We start from the raw sequence: 22,262 nt of genomic DNA on the forward strand, positions 1-22,262 counted from the left end.
GGACCCATGACCCTGTACGTACTGAGGCGGCTGGCCTTCCTGGCAGCCTCCCTCCTGCTGGCCAGCGTGGTGCTGTTCCTGCTGCTGCGGCTGCTTCCGGGCGATCCCGCCAACGCGCTGACGTCGGTCGGCGCGAGCCCGGAGCAACTGGCGGCGGCCCGCCAGGAGATCGGGTCCGACCGGCCGCTGCCCGAGCAGTTCGTGACCTGGCTGCACAGCCTGGCCACCTTCGACCTGGGCAACTCCTTCGTCAGCACCCTGCCGGTCGGACCGGAGATCGCCACCCGGATCGAGGTGACGGGCCCGCTCACGCTCCTCGCGTTCGGGCTGGCGCTGATCATCGCGCTCCCGGTCGGGTTCCTGGCCGCCCACCGGGCGAACACCTGGTACGGACTGATCCTGAACGGGGTCTCCCAACTCGGCATCGCCGTACCGGTGTTCTGGGTGGGAATGATCCTGATCACCGTGTTCTCGCTCCATCTGGGGGTGCTGCCGGCGGGCGGTTTCCCGCAGGACGGCTGGGCCGATCCCGTGGAGGCGCTGCGGTCGCTGGCCCTGCCGGTCATCACCGTCGCGGTGGTGATGTCGGCGTCCCTCATCCGGTACGTACGGTCCGCGAGTCTGGACGTCCTGGGGAGCGACTACCTCCGTACGGCACGGGCCCTCGGTTCCTCGTTCGGCGAGGCGATATGGCGGCACGGGCTGCGCAACGGAGCGGTCCCCGTCGTCGCCGTACTCGGCATCGAACTCGCCTCCACCCTGCTCGGCGCGGTGGTCGTCGAGACCGTCTTCGCCCTGCCGGGGCTGGGCAGCATGCTCTCCCAGGCGGTGGCCCAGCACGACTACCCGACGATCCAGGGCGTGCTGTTCGTGACCACGCTCGCGGTGCTGATCATCGGGTTCCTGGCCGATCTCGCGCAGCGCCTCATCGATCCGCGGCTGCGTTCCACACTGAGCGGGGGCAAGCCATGACCGGCACCACTTTCGCGGCCAAGACCGGCCGCACGTCCACACGCCGCCGCTCCACCATCCTGATCGCCGGCTGTGTGCCGGCCGGGCTGATCGCGGCGCTCGCCCTGATCTCGTTCTTCTGGCTGCCGTACCCCCTGGACGACACCTCGGGAGACCGGCTGGCCGCGCCCGGTCCGTCGCATCTGCTCGGCACCGACAAGCTGGGGCGCGATCTGCTCTCCCAGGTGATGATCGGCGCGCGGATCGCCCTGGAGTCGGGCGCCGGGGCGGTGGCGATCGGCGGGGTGCTCGGGGTGGCCACCGGGCTGGCGGCCGGTTTCGCCACCCGCTGGGTGGACGACACCTTCTCGGCGTTCCTCGATGTGCTGATCGCCTTTCCCACCCTGCTGCTGGCCATGCTCGTGGTGGCCGCCCAGTCGGCGTCGCTCGGTTCGGCGATCGTCGCGATCGGTCTCGCCATGACGGCCGTCGTGGCGCGGCTGACCCGCATCCTGGTCAAACGGGTGCTCGCGGAGGACTACATCACCGCCGCGCGGACGTCCGGCACGTCCTGGCCACGGGTGATCACCGGCCATGTGCTGCCGAACATCTGGCCCACCCTGGTCGTCAATCTGGCGCTCCAGTTCGGTCTCGCGGTGCTCGCGGAGGCGAGCCTGTCGTTCCTCGGGCTGGGTGCCCCGCCGCCGAACGCCTCGTGGGGCCGCATGCTCCAGGAGGCCCAGGCGACGGTGTCGACCGCACCGTACGGGGCCATCGCGACGGGGGTGCTGCTGGTCGCCCTCGTCGTCGGGGTCAATCTGATCGCGGACGGACTGCGCGACACCCTGGACCCGACCCGCCGGAGGAGCTCATGAGCCTGCTGGACGTCACCGGCCTCACCATCGTCACGGACAGTGGCCGGGCCCTCGTCTCGGATCTCTCGTTCAGCGTCGAACAGGGCGGCCGTCTCGGGCTGATCGGCGAGTCGGGCTCCGGGAAGTCGCTGACCGCCCTCGCCGTCATGGGCCTGCTGCCGCCGGGGCTCACCGCGTCCGGGAGTGTGGTGCTGGACGCGCCGGGACTCGACCGGACCGAGGTGGTGGGCGCGGCCGAGTCCCGGATGCGTCCGCTGCGCGGCCGGGGCGTGGGTGTGGTGTTCCAGGAACCCCTCACCGCGCTCGATCCGCTGATGCGCGTCGGCCGGCAGATCGCCGAACCGCTGCGGCGCCGCAGGGGCTTGCGCGGCACGGAGCTGCGGCGCGCCGTCGCCGCCGCCCTCGACCGGGTCCAACTGCCGGATCCGGACCGGATCGCCCGTGCCTTCCCGCACGAGATCTCCGGCGGCCAGCGCCAGCGGGTGGCCCTCGCCATGGCCCTGGCCGCCGAACCCGCCCTGCTGATCGCGGACGAGCCGACGACCGCGCTCGATGTGACCGTCCAGGCCGAAGTGCTGCGGCTGCTGGGCGAGTTGATCGCGGAACAGGACATGGCCCTGCTGTTCGTGAGCCACGACCTGGCCGTCGTCTCCGGCATCACCGACGAACTGGTCGTGCTCAAGGACGGCGAGGCGGTGGAGTCGGGGCCCACCGCCGGCATCCTGCACACACCCCAGGAGCCGTACACCCGGGGCCTGGTGGCGAGCGCCCGTACCTTCGAGAACGCACTGGAACGGATCACGCGATGAGTTCACCGGTCCTCGCCGCACGGGACGCGGGTTTCGCGTACCGGGGCGCCGCCCCCGTACTGCACGGCGTCACGCTGGAGATCGCCGCCGGCCGCAGTGTCGCCCTCGTGGGCGAGTCCGGGGCGGGCAAGACGACCCTCCTGCGGCTGCTTCTCGGTCTCACCCGGCCGACCAGCGGCGAGGTGCTCTTCGACGGACAGCCGCTCAACGTACGCAACCGGGCGCAGCTGCGCGGCTTCCGGCGCAGTGTGCAGAGCGTCTTCCAGGATCCGTACTCCTCGCTGGACCCCCGGCAGCGGGTGCGCCGGATCGTCTCCGAGCCGCTGCGCTCGCTGGGGCTCGCGGGTCCTGACACGGACGACCGGGTCGCGGCGGCGCTGGAGGGCGTGGGGCTGCCGGCGGATGCCGGGGACCGCTATCCGCACGAGTTCTCCGGGGGCCAGCGGCAGCGCGTCGCCCTCGCGCGGGCGACGGTCTGCGACCCGCGCGTGCTGCTGGCGGACGAACCGGTCAGCGCCCTCGACGTCACCACGCGCGTACGGATCGTCGATCTTCTCGGCGAACTGAAGGAGTCGAGGGGCCTGACCATCGCCATGGTCTCCCACGACCTGTCGGTGGTGGCGGCGCTCTGCGAGCACACGGCGGTGCTGGAGAACGGCCGGGTCGTGGAACAGGGCGACACCCGCGCGGTGCTGGGCGCGCCGTCCCACCCGTACACCGCGCGGCTGATCGCGAGTGTGCCGCGGCTGCCGACGGCGCCGCTCCTCGACAAGCACGGCGCCGAGGGCTGAGGGACCCGAACGGGCCTCTCAGGTAAGGGAGTTGGGGTCAGCCGACCGGTGCCGCCAGGCGGAATCCCACACCGATCGCCGCCAAGTCCCGCTCGTAGGCCCCGTGTCGACGGGCGCACCGGGCCAGATCCCGGTCGTGGCGGAACGCGCCGCCCCGGGTGATGTGCGGGTCGAAGGCCCAGTCCTCGACGCCCGGCACCTCCGCCGGGGCGCCCGGGTAGGGGGCGTAGAGGGTGGAGGTCCACTCGTCGGCGTTGCCCGCCATGTCCAGCGTCCCGAAGGGGCCGGCCCCCTCGGGGAACGAGCCGACCGGCATCGTCGTACCGACGCCGAGGTCCACCATGTTGGCCAGACCGGTGCGGTACTCGTCCCCCCACGGGAACTCCCTGCCGTCGTCGCCACGCGCGGCGCGCTCCCACTCGTCCTCCGTGGGAAGCCGCACGTCGAGGCCGCCGAGCCGTTGGCCCAGCCACCGGCAGTAGGCCGTTGCCGCCTCCCAGGTGACGCCGGTAACCGGGTGGTCCGCCGGTGCGTCCGGGACCGGTCCGCCGGAGGCCGCGGCGAAGAGCGCCCACCGGCCGACGGTGACCTGGGTGCGGGCGATCCGGAATGCCGGGACGTGGATCTCGGCGCGCGGCGCCTCCTTCAGATACCACTCCACCGGCACCCCGGTGTCGGCGTAGCGGTGCGCCACCCGGTCCACCTCGTCAAGAGGCGTACCGCGGCGCAGTGTTCCGGCCGGTACGTCGACCCAGTCCACCTGTTCCGCGTGTTGCGCCTGTTCCGCCTGTTCCACGTGTTCCACCTGCAACGCCCCCGCCTCGGTCCGGTCGAATGACGCTCATACTCGCCCCGATGTACGGGGCGGGCATCGGCCGATCGACCTAGCTCGACGGCGACCTTGGAACCAGGCCCTCGGACTACTTCCCCGTCGGCCGGTCAGTGGGCGGCGAGGAGTTCGAGCGTGTCGATCAACCGGTTCGAGAAACCCCACTCGTTGTCGTACCAGGCGACCACCTTGACGTGGCGGCCGTCGACCCGGGTGAGGGCCGAGTCGAAGATCGCCGAGGCCGGGTTGCCGGTGATGTCCGACGACACGAGAGCGTCCTCCGAGTATTCGAGGATCCCGGCGAGCGGCCCTTCGGCCGCGGCGCGGTACGCCGCCAGTACGTCGTCGCGCGACACGTCGCGGGCGACGGTCGTGTTGAGTTCGACGATCGAGCCCACCGGCACCGGTACGCGGATCGAGTCGCCCGACAGCTTGCCGTCGAGGTTCGGCAGGACGAGGCCGATCGCCTTGGCGGCGCCGGTCGTGGTCGGCACGATGTTGACGGCGGCGGCGCGGGCGCGGCGGGCGTCGCGGTGGGGTGCGTCCTGGAGGTTCTGCTCCTGGGTGTAGGCGTGCACCGTGGTCATGAAGCCGTGCTCGATGCCGGCGAGGTCGTCGAGCACCTTGGCCAGTGGCGCGAGGGCGTTGGTCGTGCACGAGGCGTTCGAGACGATCGTGTGCGTGGCCGGGTCGTACGCCTCGGTGTTGACCCCGTACGCGACCGTGGCGTCGGCGCCGGCCGACGGCGCGCTGACGAGCACCTTCTTGGCGCCCGCGGTGAGGTGGGCGCGGGCGGCCTCGGCGGAGGTGAAGCGGCCTGTCGCCTCCAGCACGATGTCGACGCCGAGTTCGGCCCACGGCAGCCGCGCCGGTTCGCGCTCGGCGAGCACGGCGATACGGCGCCCGTCCACGACGAGGGCGTCCTTGTCGGCGGTGACCGGGCGGCCGAGCCGACCGGCGGTCGTGTCGAAGGCGAGCAGTCGCGCGAGGGCGGCGGGCTCAGTGAGGTCGTTGACGGCGACGACCTCCAGATCGGTGTCGCGTTCGAGCAGGACGCGCAGCGCGTTGCGTCCGATGCGGCCGAATCCGTTGATGGCGATGCGAGTCATGAGTGATGTCCTTTCGGGTCCCCACCAGGCTCGCGCGTGGCATCAGCCGATGACGACGGCGTGAACGCCATGGTTCGAAAGGATCGCGCCAACCGGCGGCTCACCGCAGGCTACTCGCCCTGGGCGAAGGTCCGCCGGTAGGCGCTCGGCGTGGTGCCGAGAGTGGCCTGGAAGTGCAGCCGCAGATTCGTCCCCGTGCCGAGTCCGACGTCGGTGGCGATCTGCTCGATACTCAGCTCCGAACGCTCCAGCAACTCCCGGGCCGCGTCGACGCGGGCGCGCATGACCCACTGCATCGGCGTGTACCCGGTGTCCTCGACGAAGCGCCGCGAGAACGTGCGCGGCGACACGGCCGCGTGCCGGGCGAGCGCCGTGAGCGTGAGGGGCTCGCCGAGCCGGCGCAGCGCCCATTCGCGGGTGGCGGCGAAGCGCTCGCCGAGCGGCTCGGGCACCCGGCGCGGTACGTACTGCGCCTGGCCGCCGCTGCGGTACGGGGCCGCGACCAGGCGCCGGGCCGCGTGGTTGGAGGCGGCCACCCCGAGATCGGCGCGCAGGACATGCAGGCACAGGTCGATGCCCGAGGCGGCCCCGGCCGACGTCAGCACGCTGCCCTCGTCCACGAACAGCACGTTCTCGTCGACGCGGACGAGCGGATGCTTCGCCGCGAGCGCCCGCGTGTAGTGCCAGTGCGTCGTGGCGCGCCTGCCGTCGAGCAGGCCCGTGGCGGCGAGCGCGAACGCCCCCGTGGAGATGGCGGCGAGCCGCGCGCCCCGCTCATGGGCGGCGATCAGCGCGTCGATGATCTCCTGCCGCGGGTCCTCGCGGTCCGGGAACCGGTAGCCGGGGATGAAGACGATGTCGGCCCACGCGAGCGCGTCGAGCCCATGGGCGACGTGGTATGACAGCCCGTCCCCACCGGCCACCAGACCGGGCGCGGCGCCGCACACCCGCACCTCGTACGGCATGCTCTCGCGGGTCGAGAACACCTGCGCGGGAATCCCGACATCGAGCGGCTTCGCCCCTTCCAGGACAAGGACGGCGACGCGATCGGGGCGGGGGGCCGGCATGGGGCACAGACTACGGCCGGGTCAGCCCAGGAAGCTGAGCCGTACCTTCCGGTCCGGGTTGTCGGTGTTCGTGTCGACCAGGCAGACCGACTGCCAGGTGCCCAGTTCCAGGCGGCCGGCGATCACCGGGAGGGTCGCGTGGGGTGGGACCAGGGCCGGGAGGACGTGGTCGCGGCCGTGGCCCGGGGAGCCGTGGCGGTGCTGCCAGCGGTTGTCCGGCGGGAGAAGGGTGTGCAGCGCGGCGAGCAGGTCGTCGTCGCTGCCGGCGCCCGTCTCGATGACGGCCACGCCGGCCGTCGCGTGCGGGACGAAGACGTTGAGGAGGCCGTCCCGGCCGGCCGCCGTCTCGCGGAGGAACCGCTCGCACACGTGCGTCAGGTCCGTCACGGTCTCGTCGGTGCCGGTGGCGATGTTCACGATCCTGGTGGTGAAGGCGTCGGGCATGGGTCCATCCTGCCGTCCCCCGGGCGTGTGCGCGTGCGGGATGATCCGGGTGCCCCCGGCTGTTGGTAGAAGCGTGAACGACTTCGGGGCGGTACGGGACATGGACGTCGTGGTCATCGGCGCGGGGCAGGCCGGGCTGTCGAGCGCCTATCATCTGCGGCGCTCCGGGCTGGTGCCCGACCGGGACTTCGTCACGCTCGACCATTCCCCGCGGCCGGGTGGCGCCTGGCAGTTCCGGTGGCCCTCGCTCACGTACGAGAAGATCCACGGGATGTACGCGCTGCCCGGCATGCACCTGACCGGCGCCGACGGATCGCGGCCGTCGTCGGAGGTGATCGGGGAGTACTTCACGGCGTACGAGGAGCGGTTCGACCTGCGCGTGCACCGGCCAGTGGACGTGGCGGCCGTGCGGGAGGGCCAGGGCGGGCTGCTGCGGGTCGAGACCTCGGAGGGTGTCTGGTCGGCGCGGGCGCTGATCAATGCCACGGGCACCTGGGACCGGCCCTTCTGGCCGCGCTATCCGGGGCAGGAGACTTTCCAGGGCCGCCAGTTGCATACGGCCGGCTACCCCGGGCCGGGCGAGTTCGCCGGGCTGCGGGTGGTCGTCGTCGGTGGCGGGGCCTCCGGGACGCAGCATCTGATGGAGATCGCGGACGTGGCCGCCGGGACGACATGGGTCACACGCAGGCCGCCCGTCTTCCGGGAGGGACCGTTCGGCGAGGAGCAGGGGCGGGCCGCCGTCGCGCTGGTGGACGAGCGGGTACGGGCCGGGCTGCCGCCCCGGAGCGTGGTGTCGGTGACCGGCCTGCCGGTGAACGAGGCGATCACACGGGCGCGTGAGCGGGGTGTGCTCGACCGGCTGCCGATGTTCGACCGGATCACCCCGTCCGGTGTGGCCTGGGACGACGGGCGTCGCGTCGACGCCGATGTGATCCTCTGGGCCACCGGCTTCCGCCCGGCGATCGACCATCTGGCGCCGCTGCGGCTGCGCGAGCCGGGTGGTGGTGTCCGGGTCGAGGACACGCGCGCCGTACGGGACGAGCGCGTCCATCTCGTCGGGTACGGGCCTTCGGCCTCCACGATCGGCGCCAACCGGGCGGGGCGCGCCGCCGTACGCGAGATCCGGGCACTGCTGGAGCGGGAGCCGGTCCTCGTCTGAGGGCGCGCGCCTCGTGCCGCGTGCCTCGTCCGAGGCTTCGTCCGCGCCGCGCGCTCAGTCTGTCGCCGCGCTTCTGTTCGCGTTGAACTCCTCGACGTTTCCCCGGTGTTCCTCGTAGTCGGCGGTGAAGCGGGTGTCCCCCGGCGCCACCGTCACGAAGTACAGCCAGTCGCCCCGCGTCGGATTGATCGCGGCGTTCATCGCCTCCTCCCCCGGATTGCCGATCGGCGTGGGCGGCAGGCCCCTGAACTCGTAGGTGTTGTAGGGGCTCGCGGTCCTGGTGTCGGAGTGCGTGGTGTCCAGCGTGCTGCGGTTCAGGGCGTAGTTGAGGGTCGAGTCCATCTGGAGCGGCATGTCCCGGGCCAGTCGGTTGTGCACGACGCGCGCCACCCGGCCCATGTCGGCGGCCGTGTCGGCCTCGGCCTGCACGATGCTGGCGATCGTCACGGTCTGATAGACGCTCACACCGTTGCGCCGCGCGCCTTCGGTGATGCGGTCGGCTCCGAAGCGCTGCCGGGCGGTGTCGACCATGTAGCCGAGCAGACCGGACGGGGTCGCGCCGGCCTCGACCGGATAGGTGGCCGGGAACAGATATCCCTCCGGGTTGCGCCGGGCGGCGGAGGGGAGTTCGAGCCGGGTTCCGGTCGCCGCCTTGGCGGTGGTGCCGGGCGGGACGCCGAGGATCTTGTCGACGGAGGCGTACACCTGGGTGGCCCGTCGCCCCTCGGGGACGAGCAGCGACACCGTCTTCTTCTTCTCGCCGTCGGGTGATTCCCCGGTACGCAGCAGCGGCACGAGCACGGCCACCGCGACGGCGACCACCACCGCCGTCACGATCAGGACCAGTCGGCCACGGCGGGTCAGTCGGGGCCTGCGTCCGGAGGTCGGGCGCGGGGGCTCGTTCGTCATGCGGGCACGCTAACCCGGACAAAGCACGGATTCCGGCACCCCGCACAGGGCGAAGCCGAGCGGCACCGGCGACGCGAACACACGAACGTGGGAGCGGGTGTTCGCTGGAACGTGTGATCGCAACGGGAATCCGGGCCCAACTCCCCTGCGACAACAGATGCTTACGGTGCGCAAGCGACGGGCTGCAGACCGCGACTGCGCTGTCCCGGTTACGCATCTTCACAAGGAGAACGCACCACCATGAACGTGATCACGAACCTGCTCGCCGGCCTTGTCCACTTCGTCGGCTGGCTCGTCTGACATACCCCCACAACCGGCGCCGTCGCTTCCCGTCCCAGGGAGCGGCGGCGCTGCCGCGTGTCAGGCGCTGCCGTGGTGCGTCAGGCGGCGCCCACGCGCTCGTCCTGTGCGGGCAGGGGCGCCGGTGTGCCGTCCCTGCGGATGAGCGCCGCGTACCTGCCGTCGCGGTCGATCAGCTCATCGTGTGTGCCGCGCTCGGCTATTCGGCCCGCGTCGAGGACGACGATCTGGTCGGCGTCCCGCACCGTCGAGAGCCGGTGCGCGATGGTGATGGTCGTACGCCCCTCGGAGAGGGCGTCGATGGCCTGCTGGACCGCGTGTTCGGTCCGGGTGTCGAGCGCGCTGGTCGCCTCGTCGAGCACGAGGACCGGTGGGTCACGCAGGATGGTGCGGGCGATCGCGAGGCGCTGTTTCTCGCCACCGGAGAACCGGTATCCGCGTTCGCCGACCAGCGTGTCGTACCCGTCGGGCAGAGCGGCGATGTGGTCGTGGATCTGCGCCGCCCTGGCCGCCGTCTCGATCTCCTCGTCCGTCGCCTCCGGCTTCGCGAAGCGGAGGTTGTCGGCGACGGAGGCGTGGAAGAGATACGTCTCCTGGGACACGACGCCCACCGCGCGGGCGAGGGTGTCGAAGGACAGGTCGCGTACGTCGACCCCGTCGAGCAGGACCCGGCCGCCCGTCACGTCGTACAGCCGCGGCACCAGATAGCTGAGGGTCGACTTGCCCGATCCGGTGGGACCGACGACGGCGAGGCTGCCGCCCGCCGGAACGGTCACGTCCACACCGTGGAGGGTGTTGCCGTCCTTCTTGTCGTAGCTGAAGTCGACGCTGTCGAAGCGCACTTCGCCCCGGACCTTGTCGAGCGCGACCGGGCTCTCGGGTTCGGTGATGTCGACGGGCAGGTCGAGATACTCGAAGATGCGCTGGAAGAGCGCGAGCGACGTCTGCATCTGCACGCCGGTGGCGAGCAGACTCACGGCCGGGCGGAAGAGGCCCTGCTGGAGGGAGACGAAGGCGACGAGCGTGCCGATGGAGACGACCGTGCCACCGCCCTGGAGGACGAAGCCGGCCGCCCAGTAGATGACGGCGGGCATCGCGGCCATGACGATGCCGATGACGGACATCCGCCACCGCCCGGCCATGTTCGACCGCACTTCCAGGTCGACGAGTCGCTCGGACTCCTCGGAGAACGACTTGGTGAGTGAGTCGGCGCGCCCCATCGTGCGGCCGAGGAGGATGCCGCTCACCGACAGGGACTCCGTGACCGTGGCGGCCATCGTGGCCATCTGTTTCTGCCGTTGGAGGGTGATCCGTTTGCGCTCACGGCCGACGCGGCGGCTGATCCACACGAACACCGGCAGCAGGAGCAGCGAGACGACGGTCAGCCGCCAGTCCAGCGCGAGCATCGCGACGACGGTGGCGATGACGGCGGTGAGGTTGGAGACGAGCGAGGTGGCGGTGGAGGTGACCGTCGCCTGCATGCCGCCGATGTCATTGGCGATCCGGGACTGGACCTCGCCGGTGCGGGTGCGGGTGAAGAAGGCGAGCGGCATGCGTTGCAGCTGCGCGTAGACCGCTGTCCGCAGGTCGTGCATCACGCGCTGGCCGACCGTCGTGGAGATGAGGGTCTGGACGACGCCGAAGACACCGCTGAGGACGGCGGTGAGGATCATGCCGAGGGCGAGCAGGCTGAGCAGCCCGGTGCGGCCCTGCGGGATCGCGGTGTCGAGGATCTCGCGCAGCATGAAGGGCGAGGCGACGGCCACCAGGGACGAGGCACCGACGAGCAGGCCGACGATCGCGAGCCTGCCTCGGTAGGGGCGGAAGAGCCGGAAGATACGGCGCAGCTGGGCCGGCGGCTCGGGCAGCGACGGATCCGGGGGCTGGGCAGAGGGCTTCCAGGTCGACAGTTCGGACTTCATGGGCTCCTTCGAGGGGATTCAGGGAGTACGGAAAAAGCTTGGAAGAGCATAGCTCACTGTTACCTGCCTTCACAATGTACTTGGTCCTGTTATTATTCCGCCATGAGCACCCCCGACGCCCGCACGCCGGACTCCGACGGCCTGCTGGCCGAGCAGCTCCTGAGGCTGACCCGCCGGCTCCACCGCGTCCAGAAGCGCTATCTGGAGCCGATCGGGATCACCCCCGCGCAGTCGCGTCTGCTGCGCACGGTCGCCTTCTACGACAGTCCGCCGCGGATGGCGGATCTCGCCGAGCGCCTCGAAGTGGTGCCCCGTGCCGTGACGAGCCTGGTCGACGGCCTGGAGTCGAGCGGCTGCGTCCGCCGCGCCCCCGACCCGACCAATCGCCGGGTGATCCGGATCGAGCTGACCGAGACCGGGCGGGGCGTGCTGCGGGCGCTGCGCGACGCGCGCAGGTCCGCCGCCGAGGACATTCTCGCCCCGCTGACGGCGGACCAGCGCGACGTGCTCGGCGTGCTGCTGTCGGCGCTGGTGGGCGGGCCGGTCGACGGCGTGCCGGACCGCCGCTGCTGAAGGCCGCTGCCGGGGGTCACCGCCGAGCGGTTTCCGGCCACCGCCCGGAAGCGGGTTTCGAAGAGTCCAAGGGTCCGATCGAAGAGTCCAAACGAGGCCCCTTGCGCACCACCAGTCCCAACTACCAAGGTCCTTCCCGAGGTTCACATCCGCCGCGCACGTCAGCTCCTACGGAGGCTTCATGAACGACGCAGCACCGCAGAACCCCGGCAGGGACCAGGACGACGACAACGACAACGGCGGCTCGGTGAGCCGCCGTTCCGCTCTCCGGACGACGGCGGGCGTCGCGGGCGCCGGGCTCGGGCTCACCGCCCTGGGCAACGGCACCGCCGCCGCCACCACCGCACAGGCCGCCACCGCACAAGCAGCCGCGCACGCCGCCTCCAACAGCGCCGAGTCCGCCGTCCCCGAGCGCCAGGGCCGCACCATGGCCGGCGTGCCCTTCGAAAGACGCTCCACGGTCCGCGTCGGCATCATCGGCCTCGGCAACCGCGGCGGCAGCATGATCGATCTGTTCCTCGCGGTGCCCGGCGTCCAGGTCGTCGCCGTGTGCGACACGGTGCGGGACAAGGCGCGGAGTGCCGCGGCCAAGGTCGTCAAGGCCGGGCAGCCGGCGCCCGCCGTCTACACGAAGGACGAGCACGACTACGAACAGCTCTGCGCGCGCGGCGACGTCGACTTCGTCTACGTGGCCACTCCGTGGGACTTCCACTTCGAGATGGCCAGGACCGCGATGCTGGCCGGCAAGCACGTCGGCGTGGAGTGTCCGATCGCGATGCGGCTCGACGAGCTGTGGAAGCTGGTCGACCTCTCCGAGCGCACCCGGCGCCACTGCATGCAGCTGGAGAACTGCGCGTACGGCAAGAACGAGATGCGCGTCCTACGGATGGCGCACGCGGGCCTGTTCGGCGATCTGCTGCACGGCGCCGGCGCGTACAACCACGATCTGCGCGGCCTGATGTTCGACCCGGACTACTACGAAGGCCCCTGGCGCCGGCTGTGGCACACCCGGCTCCGGGGCGACCTGTATCCGAACCACGGCTTCGGCCCCGTCGCCAACTACCTGGACATCAACCGCGGTGACCGCGCCGTCAGCATCACCAGCATCGGTACGCCCGCGCTCGGCCTCGCCCAGTACCGCGAGGAGAACATGCCACCGGGCGACGCCAGTTGGAAGGAGACGTACGTCAACAGCGACCGGACGATCAGTCTGGTCCAGACGGCCAAGGGCCGCGTCGTCCGGTTGGAGCACGACGTCTCGACGCCGCACCCGTACAGCCGGATCAACAGTCTCGGCGGCACCAGGGGCGTCTTCGAGGACTATCCGGAGCGCATCTACATCGAGCCGGACCACGCGAACGACGAGTGGGGCGACTTCGCCGCGTACGCCGACTGGGACCACTGGCTGTGGAAGGAGCACGCGAATCCCCCGGGCGGCCACGGCGGGATGGACTACATCATGGTCTTCCGGCTGATGCAGTGCGTCCGGCTGGGCCTCGTCCCCGACTTCGACGTGTACGACGCGGCGACGTGGACCGCCCCCGTACCGCTGAGCCACGCGTCCATCAAGGCGAACGGCGAGCCGCAGCAGATTCCGGACTTCACCCGCGGCGAGTGGAAGAAGTCCCGGCCCGGTACGGACTCCGAGAAGCCGACCGAGGCATAGCCCGGGAAGTCGTGGGCCCGGCCGGCGCGAGTGCGCCGGCCGGGCCTCGTCGCGTTTCACTCCCATGTGGCCGAGAAGCGAATAATCGATTGCCCCGGACCGTCCCCGAGGGACAACCTTGCACGGTTTGGGGCCATCCACGACTCACTGGGGCGTCATGCAGATTCGCGATCTTCCGTATCCCGATCCCGGGACACCCGATGCCCGGTCAGGACCGCGTTTCCTGTACTGGCTCGGGCGCAATCAGCTGCGTGGCCAGCTCAAATCGCTCTCCTGGGGACTGCTGCACCAACTGGGCGTCGCCGGGCTGCCGCTGGGGGCCGGACTCGCCGTACAGGCCGTCGTGGACCGCTCGGGCGGGCGCCTCGCGCTGGCCGGTGCCGTCATCGCCCTCTTCGGCGCCGCGATCACCGTCGGCGACACGATGCTGCACCGCGCGGCCGTCACCAACTGGATCACCGCGGCGTCCCGCGTCCAGCAGTTGCTGTCCCGCAAGACCGCCGAGCTGGGTTCGGCGCTGACCCGCCGGGTCGCGGCCGGCGAGGTGGTCGCCGTGTCGACGGGCGACGTCGAGAAGATCGGCTGGTTCGTCGAGGCGCTGTCGCGCTTCCTGGCGGCCGCCGTCGCGATCGTCGTGGTGTGCGTCGGCCTTGTGCTGTATCTGCCGTCGATCGGCGCGGTCGTGGCCATCGGGGTGCCGGTGCTGGCCCTCGCCGTACTGCCGCTGCTCCCCCGCGCCACCCGGCGCGCCGACGTCCAGCGCGACAAGGCGGGCCGGGCCACCGAGCTGGCCGCCGACACGGTGGCCGGACTGCGGGTGCTGCGCGGCATCGGCGGCGAGGAGCTGTTCCTCACGCGCTACCGGGAGGCCTCGCAGGAGGTCCGCGTGGCGGCCGTCCGCAGCGCCCGTATGTGGGCGCTGATCTCGGCGATCCAGGTCTTCCTGCCGGGCGTGCTGCTGATCACGGTGGTCTGGTACGGCGCGCTCCTCGCGGGCGACGGCCGGATCTCGGTCGGCGAACTGGTCACCGTGTACAGCGCGGTCACGCTGCTGCTCTTCCCGCTCCGTCACTTCGAGGAGATCGCCATGGCGTACTCCTTCTCGCGTCCCTCGGCGACGCGCGCGGCCCGTGTGCTGCGGCTGGAGCGGACCTCTTACGAGGACGAGCGCGGCGGTCTCGACGACGCCCGGCCCACCGGTGACCTCTACGACCCGGCCACCGGCATGCTCGCCCACGCCGGGCAGCTGACCGCCGTCGTGTGCGGCGACCCCGACGCGGCCGGACGGCTGGCCGAACGGCTGGGCGGACACGCGGCGGAGGACGAGAAGAGTCCGTCCGTACTGCTCGGTTCGGTGGCGCTCGACGACCTCCCGCTGGACGCGGCGCGCGCCTCCGTCCTCGTACAGGACAAGGATCCGGTGCTGCTGTCCGGCACCCTCACCGAGCTGCTGGACGTGCCCGCGTCCGGGGCGGTGGAGCCGAAGGACGCGCTGGACGCCGCGCAGTGCGACGACGTGCTGGCGGCGCTCGGGCAGGCGTCGGTGGACGGCACCGGCGACCCGCTGCGCTCGCGCATCACCGAGCGCGGCCGGTCGCTCTCCGGCGGGCAGCGCCAGCGGCTCGCGCTGGCCCGCTCGCTGGTCGCCGACCCGGAGGTGCTGGTCCTGGACGAGCCCACGTCGGCCGTGGACTCGCACACGGAGGCGCGGATCGCGGAAGGCGTCCGGCGGCTGCGCAGCGGCCGTACGACGGTCGTGTTCGCGTCGTCGCCGCTGCTGCTCGACCGCGCGGACACCGTGGTGTTCGTCCACGACGGGAAGGTCGCGGCGACGGGGGCACACCGGGAGCTGCTGCGGGACGACCCGCGCTATCTGAATGTCGTCACACGGCAGACGGACGACGAGACGGAGAACCAGGCCGAGACGGGTGGCGCGCTCGTGCCGACACCGCTCGCGACACGGGAACAGCTGGCAGAGATCGAGGAATCCGCATGATCGGCGTGGCACCACCGGAGTACGACCCGTCGGCACCGGAGTCGGCCACGACCCTGCCCGTCGCCCGCCCGGCGACGGTGCGGAGCTATGTCGTGGAGCTGCTGCGGCGGCACCGCAAGGCGTTCGGCCTGCTCATCGCGGTCAACGCGGTTGCGGTGATCGCGTCCATGGCGGGGCCGTATCTGCTCGGCGGCGTCGTCGAGGACCTGTCCGAAGGCGCCAAGGGGGCCGAGGAGCTGCATCTGGAGCGCACCGCCGTCATCTTCGCGTGCGCGCTGATCATCCAGACCGTCTTCACCCGGATGATGCGCCTGCGTGCCGCGATGCTCGGTGAGGAGATGCTGGCCGACCTGCGCGAGGACTTCCTCGTACGGTCGGTACGGCTGCCGCCCGGCGTCCTTGAGCGCGCGGGCACCGGCGACCTGCTGTCCCGGATCACCACGGACATCGACCGGCTGGCCAACGCGATGCGTGAGGCCGTACCCCAGCTGGCGATCGGCGTGGTGTGGGCGGGACTGCTGATCGGCGCGCTGGCGGTCACCGCGCCGCCGCTGGCGCTCGCGGTGGTGGTGGCGCTGCCGCTGCTGGTCGTGGGCTGCCGCTGGTACTTCAAGCGGGCGCCGTCGGCGTACCGCTCCGAGGCCGCCGGTTACGCGGCGGTCGCCGCCGTACTCGCCGAGACGATCGACGCCGGGCGGACCGTCGAGGCGCACCGCCTCGGCCGCCGCCGGGTGGCGCTGTCCGACCGGCGTATCAAGGAGTGGACGGCGTGGGAGCGGTACAACCTCTGGCTGCGGTCGGTGCTGTTCCCGGTCATCAACCTCACCCACGTCACGATCTTCGTGGCGACGCTGGTGGGCGGCGGTGTCTTCGTACTGCAGGGCTGGATCACGGTCGGGCAGCTGACGACCGGTGCGCTGTTCGCGCAGATGCTGGTCGACCCGGTCGGTCTCATCCTGCGCTGGTACGACGAGTTGCAGGTGGCACAGGTGTCGCTCGCCCGCCTCGTCGGCGTACGCGAGATCGAGCCGGACGACGGTGACGAGAAAGTCGTGCCGGACGGCAGGGACGTCAGCGCGGACCAGGTCAACTTCGGTTACCGCGAGGGCGTCGACGTCCTTCATGAGGTGACGCTGGACGTCGCTCCCGGCACGCGCGTCGCGCTGGTCGGACCGTCCGGCGCGGGCAAGTCGACGCTGGGGCGGCTGCTCGCCGGGATCTACGCCCCCCGCACGGGCCGGATCACGCTCGGCGAGGCGGAGCTGTCGCGGATGCCCGCGGAGCGGGTGCGCGGCCATGTCGCCCTGGTCAACCAGGAGCACCACGTCTTCGTGGGGTCGATGCGCGACAACCTGCGGCTGGCCCGCGCGGACGCGGCGGACGCCGAGCTGTGGGCGGCGCTGGGCGCGGTCGACGCGGACGGCTGGGCGCGCGCGCTCGACGACGGGCTCGACACCGAGGTCGGCTCCGGCGGTACGACGCTCACGCCCGCGCAGGCGCAGCAGATCGCGCTGGCGCGGCTGGTGCTGGCCGACCCGCACACGCTGGTCCTGGACGAGGCGACGTCGCTGCTCGACCCGCGCGCCGCGCGCCATCTGGAGCGGTCGCTGGCGAAGGTCCTGGACGGCCGCACGGTCGTGGCCATCGCGCACCGGCTGCACACCGCGCACGACGCGGACGTGATCGCCGTGGTGGAGGAGGGCCGGATCAGCGAGCTGGGCAGCCACGACGAACTGGTGGCGGCGGACGGCGCGTACGCGGCGCTGTGGCGCTCCTGGCACGGCTGAGCGGTCCGGCTCCGGCAGGAGCGGCGTCCGGGCGGGCGCGCGGGGGCTCGCCCGGACGCGTAGGCCCTGTCCGGCGGTCGTACGGCGCGGCGGCCGGCCTCGGACGGGCTCAGATCACGTTCAGCGCCGCCGCGCCGCCCACCCCGCCGAGCAGCATGAACACCGGCATCAGCACTTTCAGCTCCACCCAGCTCCCGGCCCTGAACCGGATCGCCTTCGGCGGCCCGATCGGGTACCAGCGTTTGCGCCCCACCGGGATCGGCCACAGGATCGGGCAGCCCGACACCGTCAGCGCGTCCCCGACGCAGTGCACCAGCGAACCGAGGACGATCGGCAGCCCCAGCCACAGATACTCCTGACCGGGCGCGGTGAACAGCCAGTCCGAGCCGTTGCCCGGCTTGTCCAGCACACCGGCCAGGATCCACGCGCTCGTCGCGCCGAGCAGCCACACGAGTACGTCGCTCGACATCCGCGCCGCCCGCCACAGCAGCCCTTCGACGGCGAGCACCATATGGACGAACAGCAGCGCGAGCACCGCCCACCGGCCGCCGAGGATCGCGAGCGCGGAGGCGCCGCCGCCGATCATGACGGCCCAGAGCCAGGTGTGCGTGAGGGTGCGGTGGCCGCCGGTCCGCCGGGCGTCGGCCGGTTTCCTCGTCGCTTTGTAGACGGCGAACGACAGCTTGTCGACGATGCCGCACAGCGCCTTGGACACCGGTCCGAACGCCCGCGAGATCGTCGCCGACTTGTGGTCCAGGTCGGGGGCGAGCGCCGCCCCCGCGCAGATCAGCGCGCCGACGACCAGCACCGGCCAGGGCATGGTGCGGTCGGCCGCCGCCGCGGCGGCTCCCACCCCCAGCCAGGCCGCCGCGCCCGACAGCGAGTGCGCCGGCCCCATCATGGTCGTCCCCGCATGGTCGATCCCCGCCCCGTCGTCGCTGTGGTGGTACGTACTGATGGGCCCACCGCCGTTGCGGCAAGGCCCAGTTGACAGGGCAGCGTATCGCCCGTGATCTTCGGCCGGTCGTCCGGTTCCCTCTTCGGGGCTCAAGGCAGGCAAGATGGGGGTGTGACCCTTATTGATCAGCTCCCGAAGGATGCCGACCCCGATGCCCTCTTCGAGGCCTTCTCGTCATGGGCCGAGGGCGAGGGCATCACGCTCTATCCGGCTCAGGAGGAGGCGCTGATCGAGGTGGTCTCCGGGGCCAACGTGATCGTCTCCACCCCCACCGGCTCCGGGAAGAGCCTGATCGCGGCGGGTGCGCACTTCACGGCGCTGGCCCAGGACAAGGTCACCTTCTACAGCGCCCCGATCAAGGCGCTGGTGTCGGAGAAGTTCTTCGACCTGTGCAAACTCTTCGGTACGGAGAACGTCGGCATGCTGACGGGCGACGCGTCCGTGAACGCCGACGCGCCGGTCATCTGCTGCACGGCGGAGGTGCTGGCTTCGATCGCCCTGCGCGACGGCAAGCACGCCGACATCGGCCAGGTCGTGATGGACGAGTTCCACTTCTACGCGGAGCCGGACCGCGGCTGGGCCTGGCAGATCCCGATCCTGGAGCTGCCGCAGGCGCAGTTCATCCTGATGTCGGCGACGCTCGGCGACATGTCGCGGTTTGAGGAGGACCTGACCCGCCGTACGGGCCGGCCCACCTCCGTCGTCCGCTCGGCGACCCGCCCGGTGCCGCTGAGTTACGAGTACCGCCTCACCCCGATCACCGAGACGCTGACCGAACTGCTGGAGACCCGTCAGGCGCCGGTCTACATCGTGCACTTCACGCAGGCGGCGGCCGTCGAGCGCGCGCAGTCGCTGATGAGCATCAACATGTGTACGCGCGAGGAGAAGGACCGGATCGCCGATCTGATCGGCAACTTCCGCTTCACCACCAAGTTCGGCCGCAATCTCTCCCGTTACGTACGCCACGGCATCGGGGTGCACCACGCGGGGATGCTGCCGAAGTACCGCCGCCTCGTCGAAAAGCTGGCGCAGGCCGGTCTGTTGAAGGTGATCTGCGGTACGGACACGCTCGGCGTGGGCGTCAACGTCCCGATCCGTACGGTGCTGTTCACCGCCCTCACCAAGTACGACGGCACGCGCGTCCGGACACTGCGCGCCCGCGAGTTCCACCAGATCGCGGGCCGGGCCGGCCGCGCCGGTTTCGACACGGCGGGCTTCGTCGTCGCGCAGGCGCCCGAGCATGTCGTGGAGAACGAGAAGGCGCTCGCCAAGGCGGGCGACGACCCGAAGAAACGCCGCAAGGTGGTCCGCAAGAAGGCCCCCGAGGGCTTCGTCGCCTGGTCGGAGACGACGTTCGACAAGCTGATCGGCTCCGACCCGGAGCCGTTGACCTCCCGCTTCCGGGTCACCCACACCATGCTGCTGTCGGTCATCGCGCGGCCGGGCAACGCCTTCGATGCGATGCGCCATCTCCTGGAGGACAACCACGAGCCGCGCAAGCAGCAGTTGCGGCACATCAGGCGCGCGATCGCCATCTACCGGTCGCTGCTGGACGGCGGCGTGGTGGAGCGCCTGGAGACCCCGGACGCCGAGGGCCGCATCATCCGGCTCACCGTCGACCTCCAGCAGAACTTCGCGCTCAACCAGCCGCTGTCGACCTTCGCGCTGGCCGCGTTCGAACTGCTGGACCCGGGCTCGCCCTCGTACGCGCTGGACATGGTCTCCGTCGTCGAGTCGACGCTGGACGATCCCCGGCAGATCCTCGCCGCGCAGCAGAACAAGGCGCGTGGCGAGGCGATCGGCCAGATGAAGGCCGACGGCGTCGAGTACGAGGAACGGATGGAGCGGCTGCAGGAGTTCACGTATCCGAAGCCGCTCGAAGAACTGCTGTGGCACGCGTACGAGGTCTACCGCACCAGCCATCCGTGGGTCGGCGACCACCCGGTGTCGCCGAAGTCCGTCATCCGTGACATGTACGAACGGGCCATGACCTTCACGGAGTTCACCTCCCACTACGAGCTGGCGCGCACCGAGGGCATCGTGCTGCGCTATCTCGCGGGCGCGTACAAGGCGTTCGAGCACACCATCCCCGACGATCTGAAGTCGGAGGACCTGGAGGACCTGATCGCCTGGCTCGGCGAGATGGTGCGGCAGGTCGACTCCAGCCTCCTGGACGAGTGGGAGCAGTTGGCCAACCCGGAGGTGGAGACCGCCGAACAGGCACAGGAGAAGGCCGACCAGGTCAAGCCGGTGACCGCCAACGGGCGTGCGTTCCGGGTGCTGGTGCGCAACGCGATGTTCCGCCGCGTCGAGCTGGCGGCGCTGGACAGGGTGAACGAACTGGGCGAGCTGGACGCCGAGTCGGGCTGGGACGCGGACGCCTGGGGCGAGGCGATGGACGGGTACTGGGACGAGTACGAGGAGCTGGGCACCGGTCCCGACGCGCGCGGCCCGAAGCTGCTCGGTATCGAGGAGGACCCGGAGCACGGCCTGTGGCGGGTCCGGCAGTCGTTCGCCGATCCGAACGGGGACCACGACTGGGGCATCAGCGCGGAGGTCGACCTCGCCGCGTCCGACGAGGAGGGCCGGGCCGTGGTCCGCGTCACCTCCGTGGGCCAGCTGTCCGCCGTCTGAGCCCCTTCCCCGGCACTTGAGACCACTGGAGAACGAGAACGATGACGACGAATCCCGCCGAGCGGCTGGTCGATCTGCTCGATCTTGAGCGGATCGAGGTCAACATCTTCCGCGGGCGCAGCCCGGACGAGTCGCTGCAGCGGGTCTTCGGCGGCCAGGTCGCCGGCCAGGCCCTGGTGGCGGCCGGGCGCACCACGGACGGCGACCGCCCGGTCAACTCGCTGCACGCCTACTTCCTGCGCCCCGGCCGGCCCGGCGTGCCGATCGTCTATCAGGTCGAGCGGGTGCGGGACGGCCGGTCGTTCACGACGCGCCGGGTCACGGCGGTGCAGGAGGGCCGGACGATCTTCAATCTGACGGCGTCCTTCCACCACGCGGAGGAGGGCGGCTTCGAGCACCAGCTGCCGCCGCGCCTCGACTTCCCGGACCCCGAGTCGCTGCCGACGGTGGTGGACGAGGTCCGTGAGCATCTGGGCGAGCTGCCCGAGGCGTATCAGCGGATGGCGCGCCGTCAGCCGTTCGACATCCGCTACGCGGACCGGCTGCGCTGGACGCCGGAGGAGGTCAGGGACGCCGATCCGCGCAGCGCGGTGTGGATGCGCGCGGTGGGTCCGCTGGGCGACGACCCGCTGGTGCACACGTGTGCGCTGACGTACGCGAGCGACATGACGCTGCTGGACGCGGTCCGTATCCCGGTCGAGCCGCTGTGGGGGCCGCGCGGGTACGACATGGCGTCGCTGGACCACGCGATGTGGTTCCACCGGCCGTTCCGCGCGGACGAGTGGTTCCTGTACGACCAGGAGTCGCCGATCGCGACCGGCGGGCGGGGTCTGGCCCGGGGCCGTATCTACGACCGCTCGGGCCGGCTGCTGGTCTCGGTCGTCCAGGAGGGGCTGTTCCGCAAGCTCGCCGAGTGAAGCGCGACAATGGACGGGATAACGGGACCGACTGCTTCCGAGGAGACCTTGATGACTCTGTACGACATCCCGCTGCGCACCCTGACCGGTGAGCCCACGTCCCTGGCCGCGTACAAGGGCCGGGCGGTGCTGGTGGTGAACGTCGCGTCGAAGTGCGGCCTCACCCCGCAGTACGCGGGCCTGGAGCGCCTCCAGCAGACGTACGGCGACCGCGGCCTCACGGTCGTGGGCGTGCCCTGCAACCAGTTCGCGGGCCAGGAGCCGGGCAGCGCCGAGGAGATCGAGACGTTCTGCTCGACGACGTACGGCGTGAGCTTCCCGCTGCTGGAGAAGTCCGAGGTCAATGGCGAGAACCGGCATCCGCTGTACCAGGCGCTGACGGAGAAGGCCGACGCCGAGGGCGAGGCGGGCGACGTGCAGTGGAACTTCGAAAAGTTCCTGATCTCCCCCGACGGCGAGGTCGTGGGCCGCATCCGCCCCCGTACGGAGCCGGAGGCCCCGGAGGTCATCACGGCGATCGAGGCCCAACTCCCCGCGTAGCGAGGATTCTTGAGACCGATCTCGGT

Annotated in this window: 19 protein-coding genes; 12 read left to right on the plus strand and 7 right to left on the minus strand. The window is 71.2% G+C overall.

Features of this window, described 5'->3' with window-relative positions:
* Positions 1 to 6 precede the first annotated feature (6 nt).
* Genes ACFT9I_RS21870 through ACFT9I_RS21885 form a run of 4 tightly spaced genes read left to right on the plus strand, consistent with a single transcriptional unit; the run spans position 7 to position 3,426 of the window.
* Positions 7 to 972 carry an ABC transporter permease gene (locus ACFT9I_RS21870; RefSeq protein ID WP_382566559.1) on the plus strand — a complete coding sequence of 322 codons (966 nt, stop codon included), beginning with the start codon at positions 7 to 9 and terminating at the stop codon, positions 970 to 972.
* A complete protein-coding gene (locus ACFT9I_RS21875) occupies positions 969 to 1,826 on the plus strand; it encodes an ABC transporter permease (RefSeq protein ID WP_382566562.1) in 858 nt (285 codons plus the stop codon). Before ACFT9I_RS21870 ends, ACFT9I_RS21875 begins: the two co-directional genes overlap by 4 nt.
* Complete coding sequence (locus tag ACFT9I_RS21880) at positions 1,823 to 2,635, plus strand: ABC transporter ATP-binding protein (protein ID WP_382566565.1); 813 nt, start codon at positions 1,823 to 1,825, stop codon at positions 2,633 to 2,635. Before ACFT9I_RS21875 ends, ACFT9I_RS21880 begins: the two co-directional genes overlap by 4 nt.
* Positions 2,632 to 3,426, plus strand: a complete 795-nt coding sequence (locus ACFT9I_RS21885) for an ABC transporter ATP-binding protein (RefSeq protein WP_382566567.1) — start codon at positions 2,632 to 2,634, stop codon at positions 3,424 to 3,426. Before ACFT9I_RS21880 ends, ACFT9I_RS21885 begins: the two co-directional genes overlap by 4 nt.
* Before the next feature lie 37 nt (positions 3,427 to 3,463).
* On the opposite strand, the gene ACFT9I_RS21890 is transcribed toward ACFT9I_RS21885, so the two are convergent.
* The 4 genes from ACFT9I_RS21890 to ACFT9I_RS21905 form a co-directional block, all read right to left on the minus strand.
* Positions 3,464 to 4,222, minus strand: a complete 759-nt coding sequence (locus tag ACFT9I_RS21890; protein WP_382566569.1) for a formylglycine-generating enzyme family protein — start codon at positions 4,220 to 4,222, stop codon at positions 3,464 to 3,466.
* Positions 4,223 to 4,365: 143 nt separating this feature from the next.
* The gene (gene gap, locus ACFT9I_RS21895) at positions 4,366 to 5,364 is read right to left on the minus strand and encodes a type I glyceraldehyde-3-phosphate dehydrogenase (protein ID WP_382566572.1); all 999 of its coding nucleotides are present in this window, start codon (positions 5,362 to 5,364) and stop codon (positions 4,366 to 4,368) included.
* 110 nt (positions 5,365 to 5,474) lie between these two features.
* Positions 5,475 to 6,431, minus strand: a complete 957-nt coding sequence (locus ACFT9I_RS21900) for a GlxA family transcriptional regulator (protein ID WP_382566574.1) — start codon at positions 6,429 to 6,431, stop codon at positions 5,475 to 5,477.
* A 21-nt stretch (positions 6,432 to 6,452) separates the two neighbouring features.
* Positions 6,453 to 6,875 carry a YjbQ family protein gene (locus ACFT9I_RS21905; protein ID WP_382566576.1) on the minus strand — a complete coding sequence of 141 codons (423 nt, stop codon included), beginning with the start codon at positions 6,873 to 6,875 and terminating at the stop codon, positions 6,453 to 6,455.
* Between the two features lie 100 nt (positions 6,876 to 6,975).
* Between ACFT9I_RS21905 and ACFT9I_RS21910 the strand changes: the two genes are divergently transcribed.
* Positions 6,976 to 8,034 carry an NAD(P)-binding domain-containing protein gene (locus ACFT9I_RS21910; RefSeq protein WP_382566601.1) on the plus strand — a complete coding sequence of 353 codons (1,059 nt, stop codon included), beginning with the start codon at positions 6,976 to 6,978 and terminating at the stop codon, positions 8,032 to 8,034.
* 54 nt (positions 8,035 to 8,088) lie between these two features.
* Here ACFT9I_RS21910 and mltG read toward each other — a convergent pair whose 3' ends face one another.
* Both mltG and ACFT9I_RS21920 read right to left on the minus strand, forming a co-directional pair.
* Positions 8,089 to 8,943: an endolytic transglycosylase MltG gene (gene mltG / locus ACFT9I_RS21915; RefSeq protein WP_382566578.1), complete on the minus strand. Its 855-nt coding sequence runs from the start codon at positions 8,941 to 8,943 to the stop codon at positions 8,089 to 8,091.
* Between the two features lie 380 nt (positions 8,944 to 9,323).
* Complete coding sequence (locus ACFT9I_RS21920; RefSeq protein ID WP_382566580.1) at positions 9,324 to 11,165, minus strand: NovA family novobiocin export ABC transporter; 1,842 nt, start codon at positions 11,163 to 11,165, stop codon at positions 9,324 to 9,326.
* A 102-nt stretch (positions 11,166 to 11,267) separates the two neighbouring features.
* Between ACFT9I_RS21920 and ACFT9I_RS21925 the strand changes: the two genes are divergently transcribed.
* From ACFT9I_RS21925 to ACFT9I_RS21940, 4 genes are all read left to right on the plus strand, one after another.
* A complete protein-coding gene (locus tag ACFT9I_RS21925; RefSeq protein ID WP_382566581.1) occupies positions 11,268 to 11,738 on the plus strand; it encodes a MarR family winged helix-turn-helix transcriptional regulator in 471 nt (156 codons plus the stop codon).
* 181 nt (positions 11,739 to 11,919) lie between these two features.
* Positions 11,920 to 13,404, plus strand: coding sequence for a Gfo/Idh/MocA family protein (locus ACFT9I_RS21930; protein WP_382566583.1), 1,485 nt, complete (start codon positions 11,920 to 11,922; stop codon positions 13,402 to 13,404).
* Between the two features lie 157 nt (positions 13,405 to 13,561).
* Positions 13,562 to 15,400: an ABC transporter transmembrane domain-containing protein gene (locus ACFT9I_RS21935; RefSeq protein WP_382566585.1), complete on the plus strand. Its 1,839-nt coding sequence runs from the start codon at positions 13,562 to 13,564 to the stop codon at positions 15,398 to 15,400.
* Positions 15,397 to 17,187 carry an ABC transporter ATP-binding protein gene (locus ACFT9I_RS21940; RefSeq protein WP_382566587.1) on the plus strand — a complete coding sequence of 597 codons (1,791 nt, stop codon included), beginning with the start codon at positions 15,397 to 15,399 and terminating at the stop codon, positions 17,185 to 17,187. The genes ACFT9I_RS21935 and ACFT9I_RS21940 overlap by 4 nt, the downstream gene beginning before the upstream one ends.
* A 109-nt stretch (positions 17,188 to 17,296) precedes the next feature.
* On the opposite strand, the gene ACFT9I_RS21945 is transcribed toward ACFT9I_RS21940, so the two are convergent.
* Positions 17,297 to 18,088 (minus strand): metal-dependent hydrolase, encoded by a 792-nt coding sequence (locus ACFT9I_RS21945; protein ID WP_382566589.1) that lies wholly within the window; start codon positions 18,086 to 18,088, stop codon positions 17,297 to 17,299.
* 168 nt (positions 18,089 to 18,256) lie between these two features.
* Between ACFT9I_RS21945 and ACFT9I_RS21950 the strand changes: the two genes are divergently transcribed.
* The 3 genes from ACFT9I_RS21950 to ACFT9I_RS21960 are packed head-to-tail and all read left to right on the plus strand — an operon-like array spanning position 18,257 to position 22,236.
* The gene (locus tag ACFT9I_RS21950; RefSeq protein WP_382566591.1) at positions 18,257 to 20,779 is read left to right on the plus strand and encodes a DEAD/DEAH box helicase; all 2,523 of its coding nucleotides are present in this window, start codon (positions 18,257 to 18,259) and stop codon (positions 20,777 to 20,779) included.
* A gap of 41 nt (positions 20,780 to 20,820) precedes the next feature.
* Entirely contained in the window at positions 20,821 to 21,696 is an 876-nt protein-coding gene (locus tag ACFT9I_RS21955; protein WP_382566592.1) for an acyl-CoA thioesterase, read from the plus strand.
* A gap of 51 nt (positions 21,697 to 21,747) precedes the next feature.
* The gene (locus ACFT9I_RS21960; RefSeq protein WP_382566594.1) at positions 21,748 to 22,236 is read left to right on the plus strand and encodes a glutathione peroxidase; all 489 of its coding nucleotides are present in this window, start codon (positions 21,748 to 21,750) and stop codon (positions 22,234 to 22,236) included.
* Positions 22,237 to 22,262 lie beyond the last annotated feature (26 nt).

Origin of the sequence: Streptomyces sp. NPDC057137, from assembly GCF_042670825.1 — a bacterium.
Classification (GTDB): domain Bacteria; phylum Actinomycetota; class Actinomycetes; order Streptomycetales; family Streptomycetaceae; genus Streptomyces.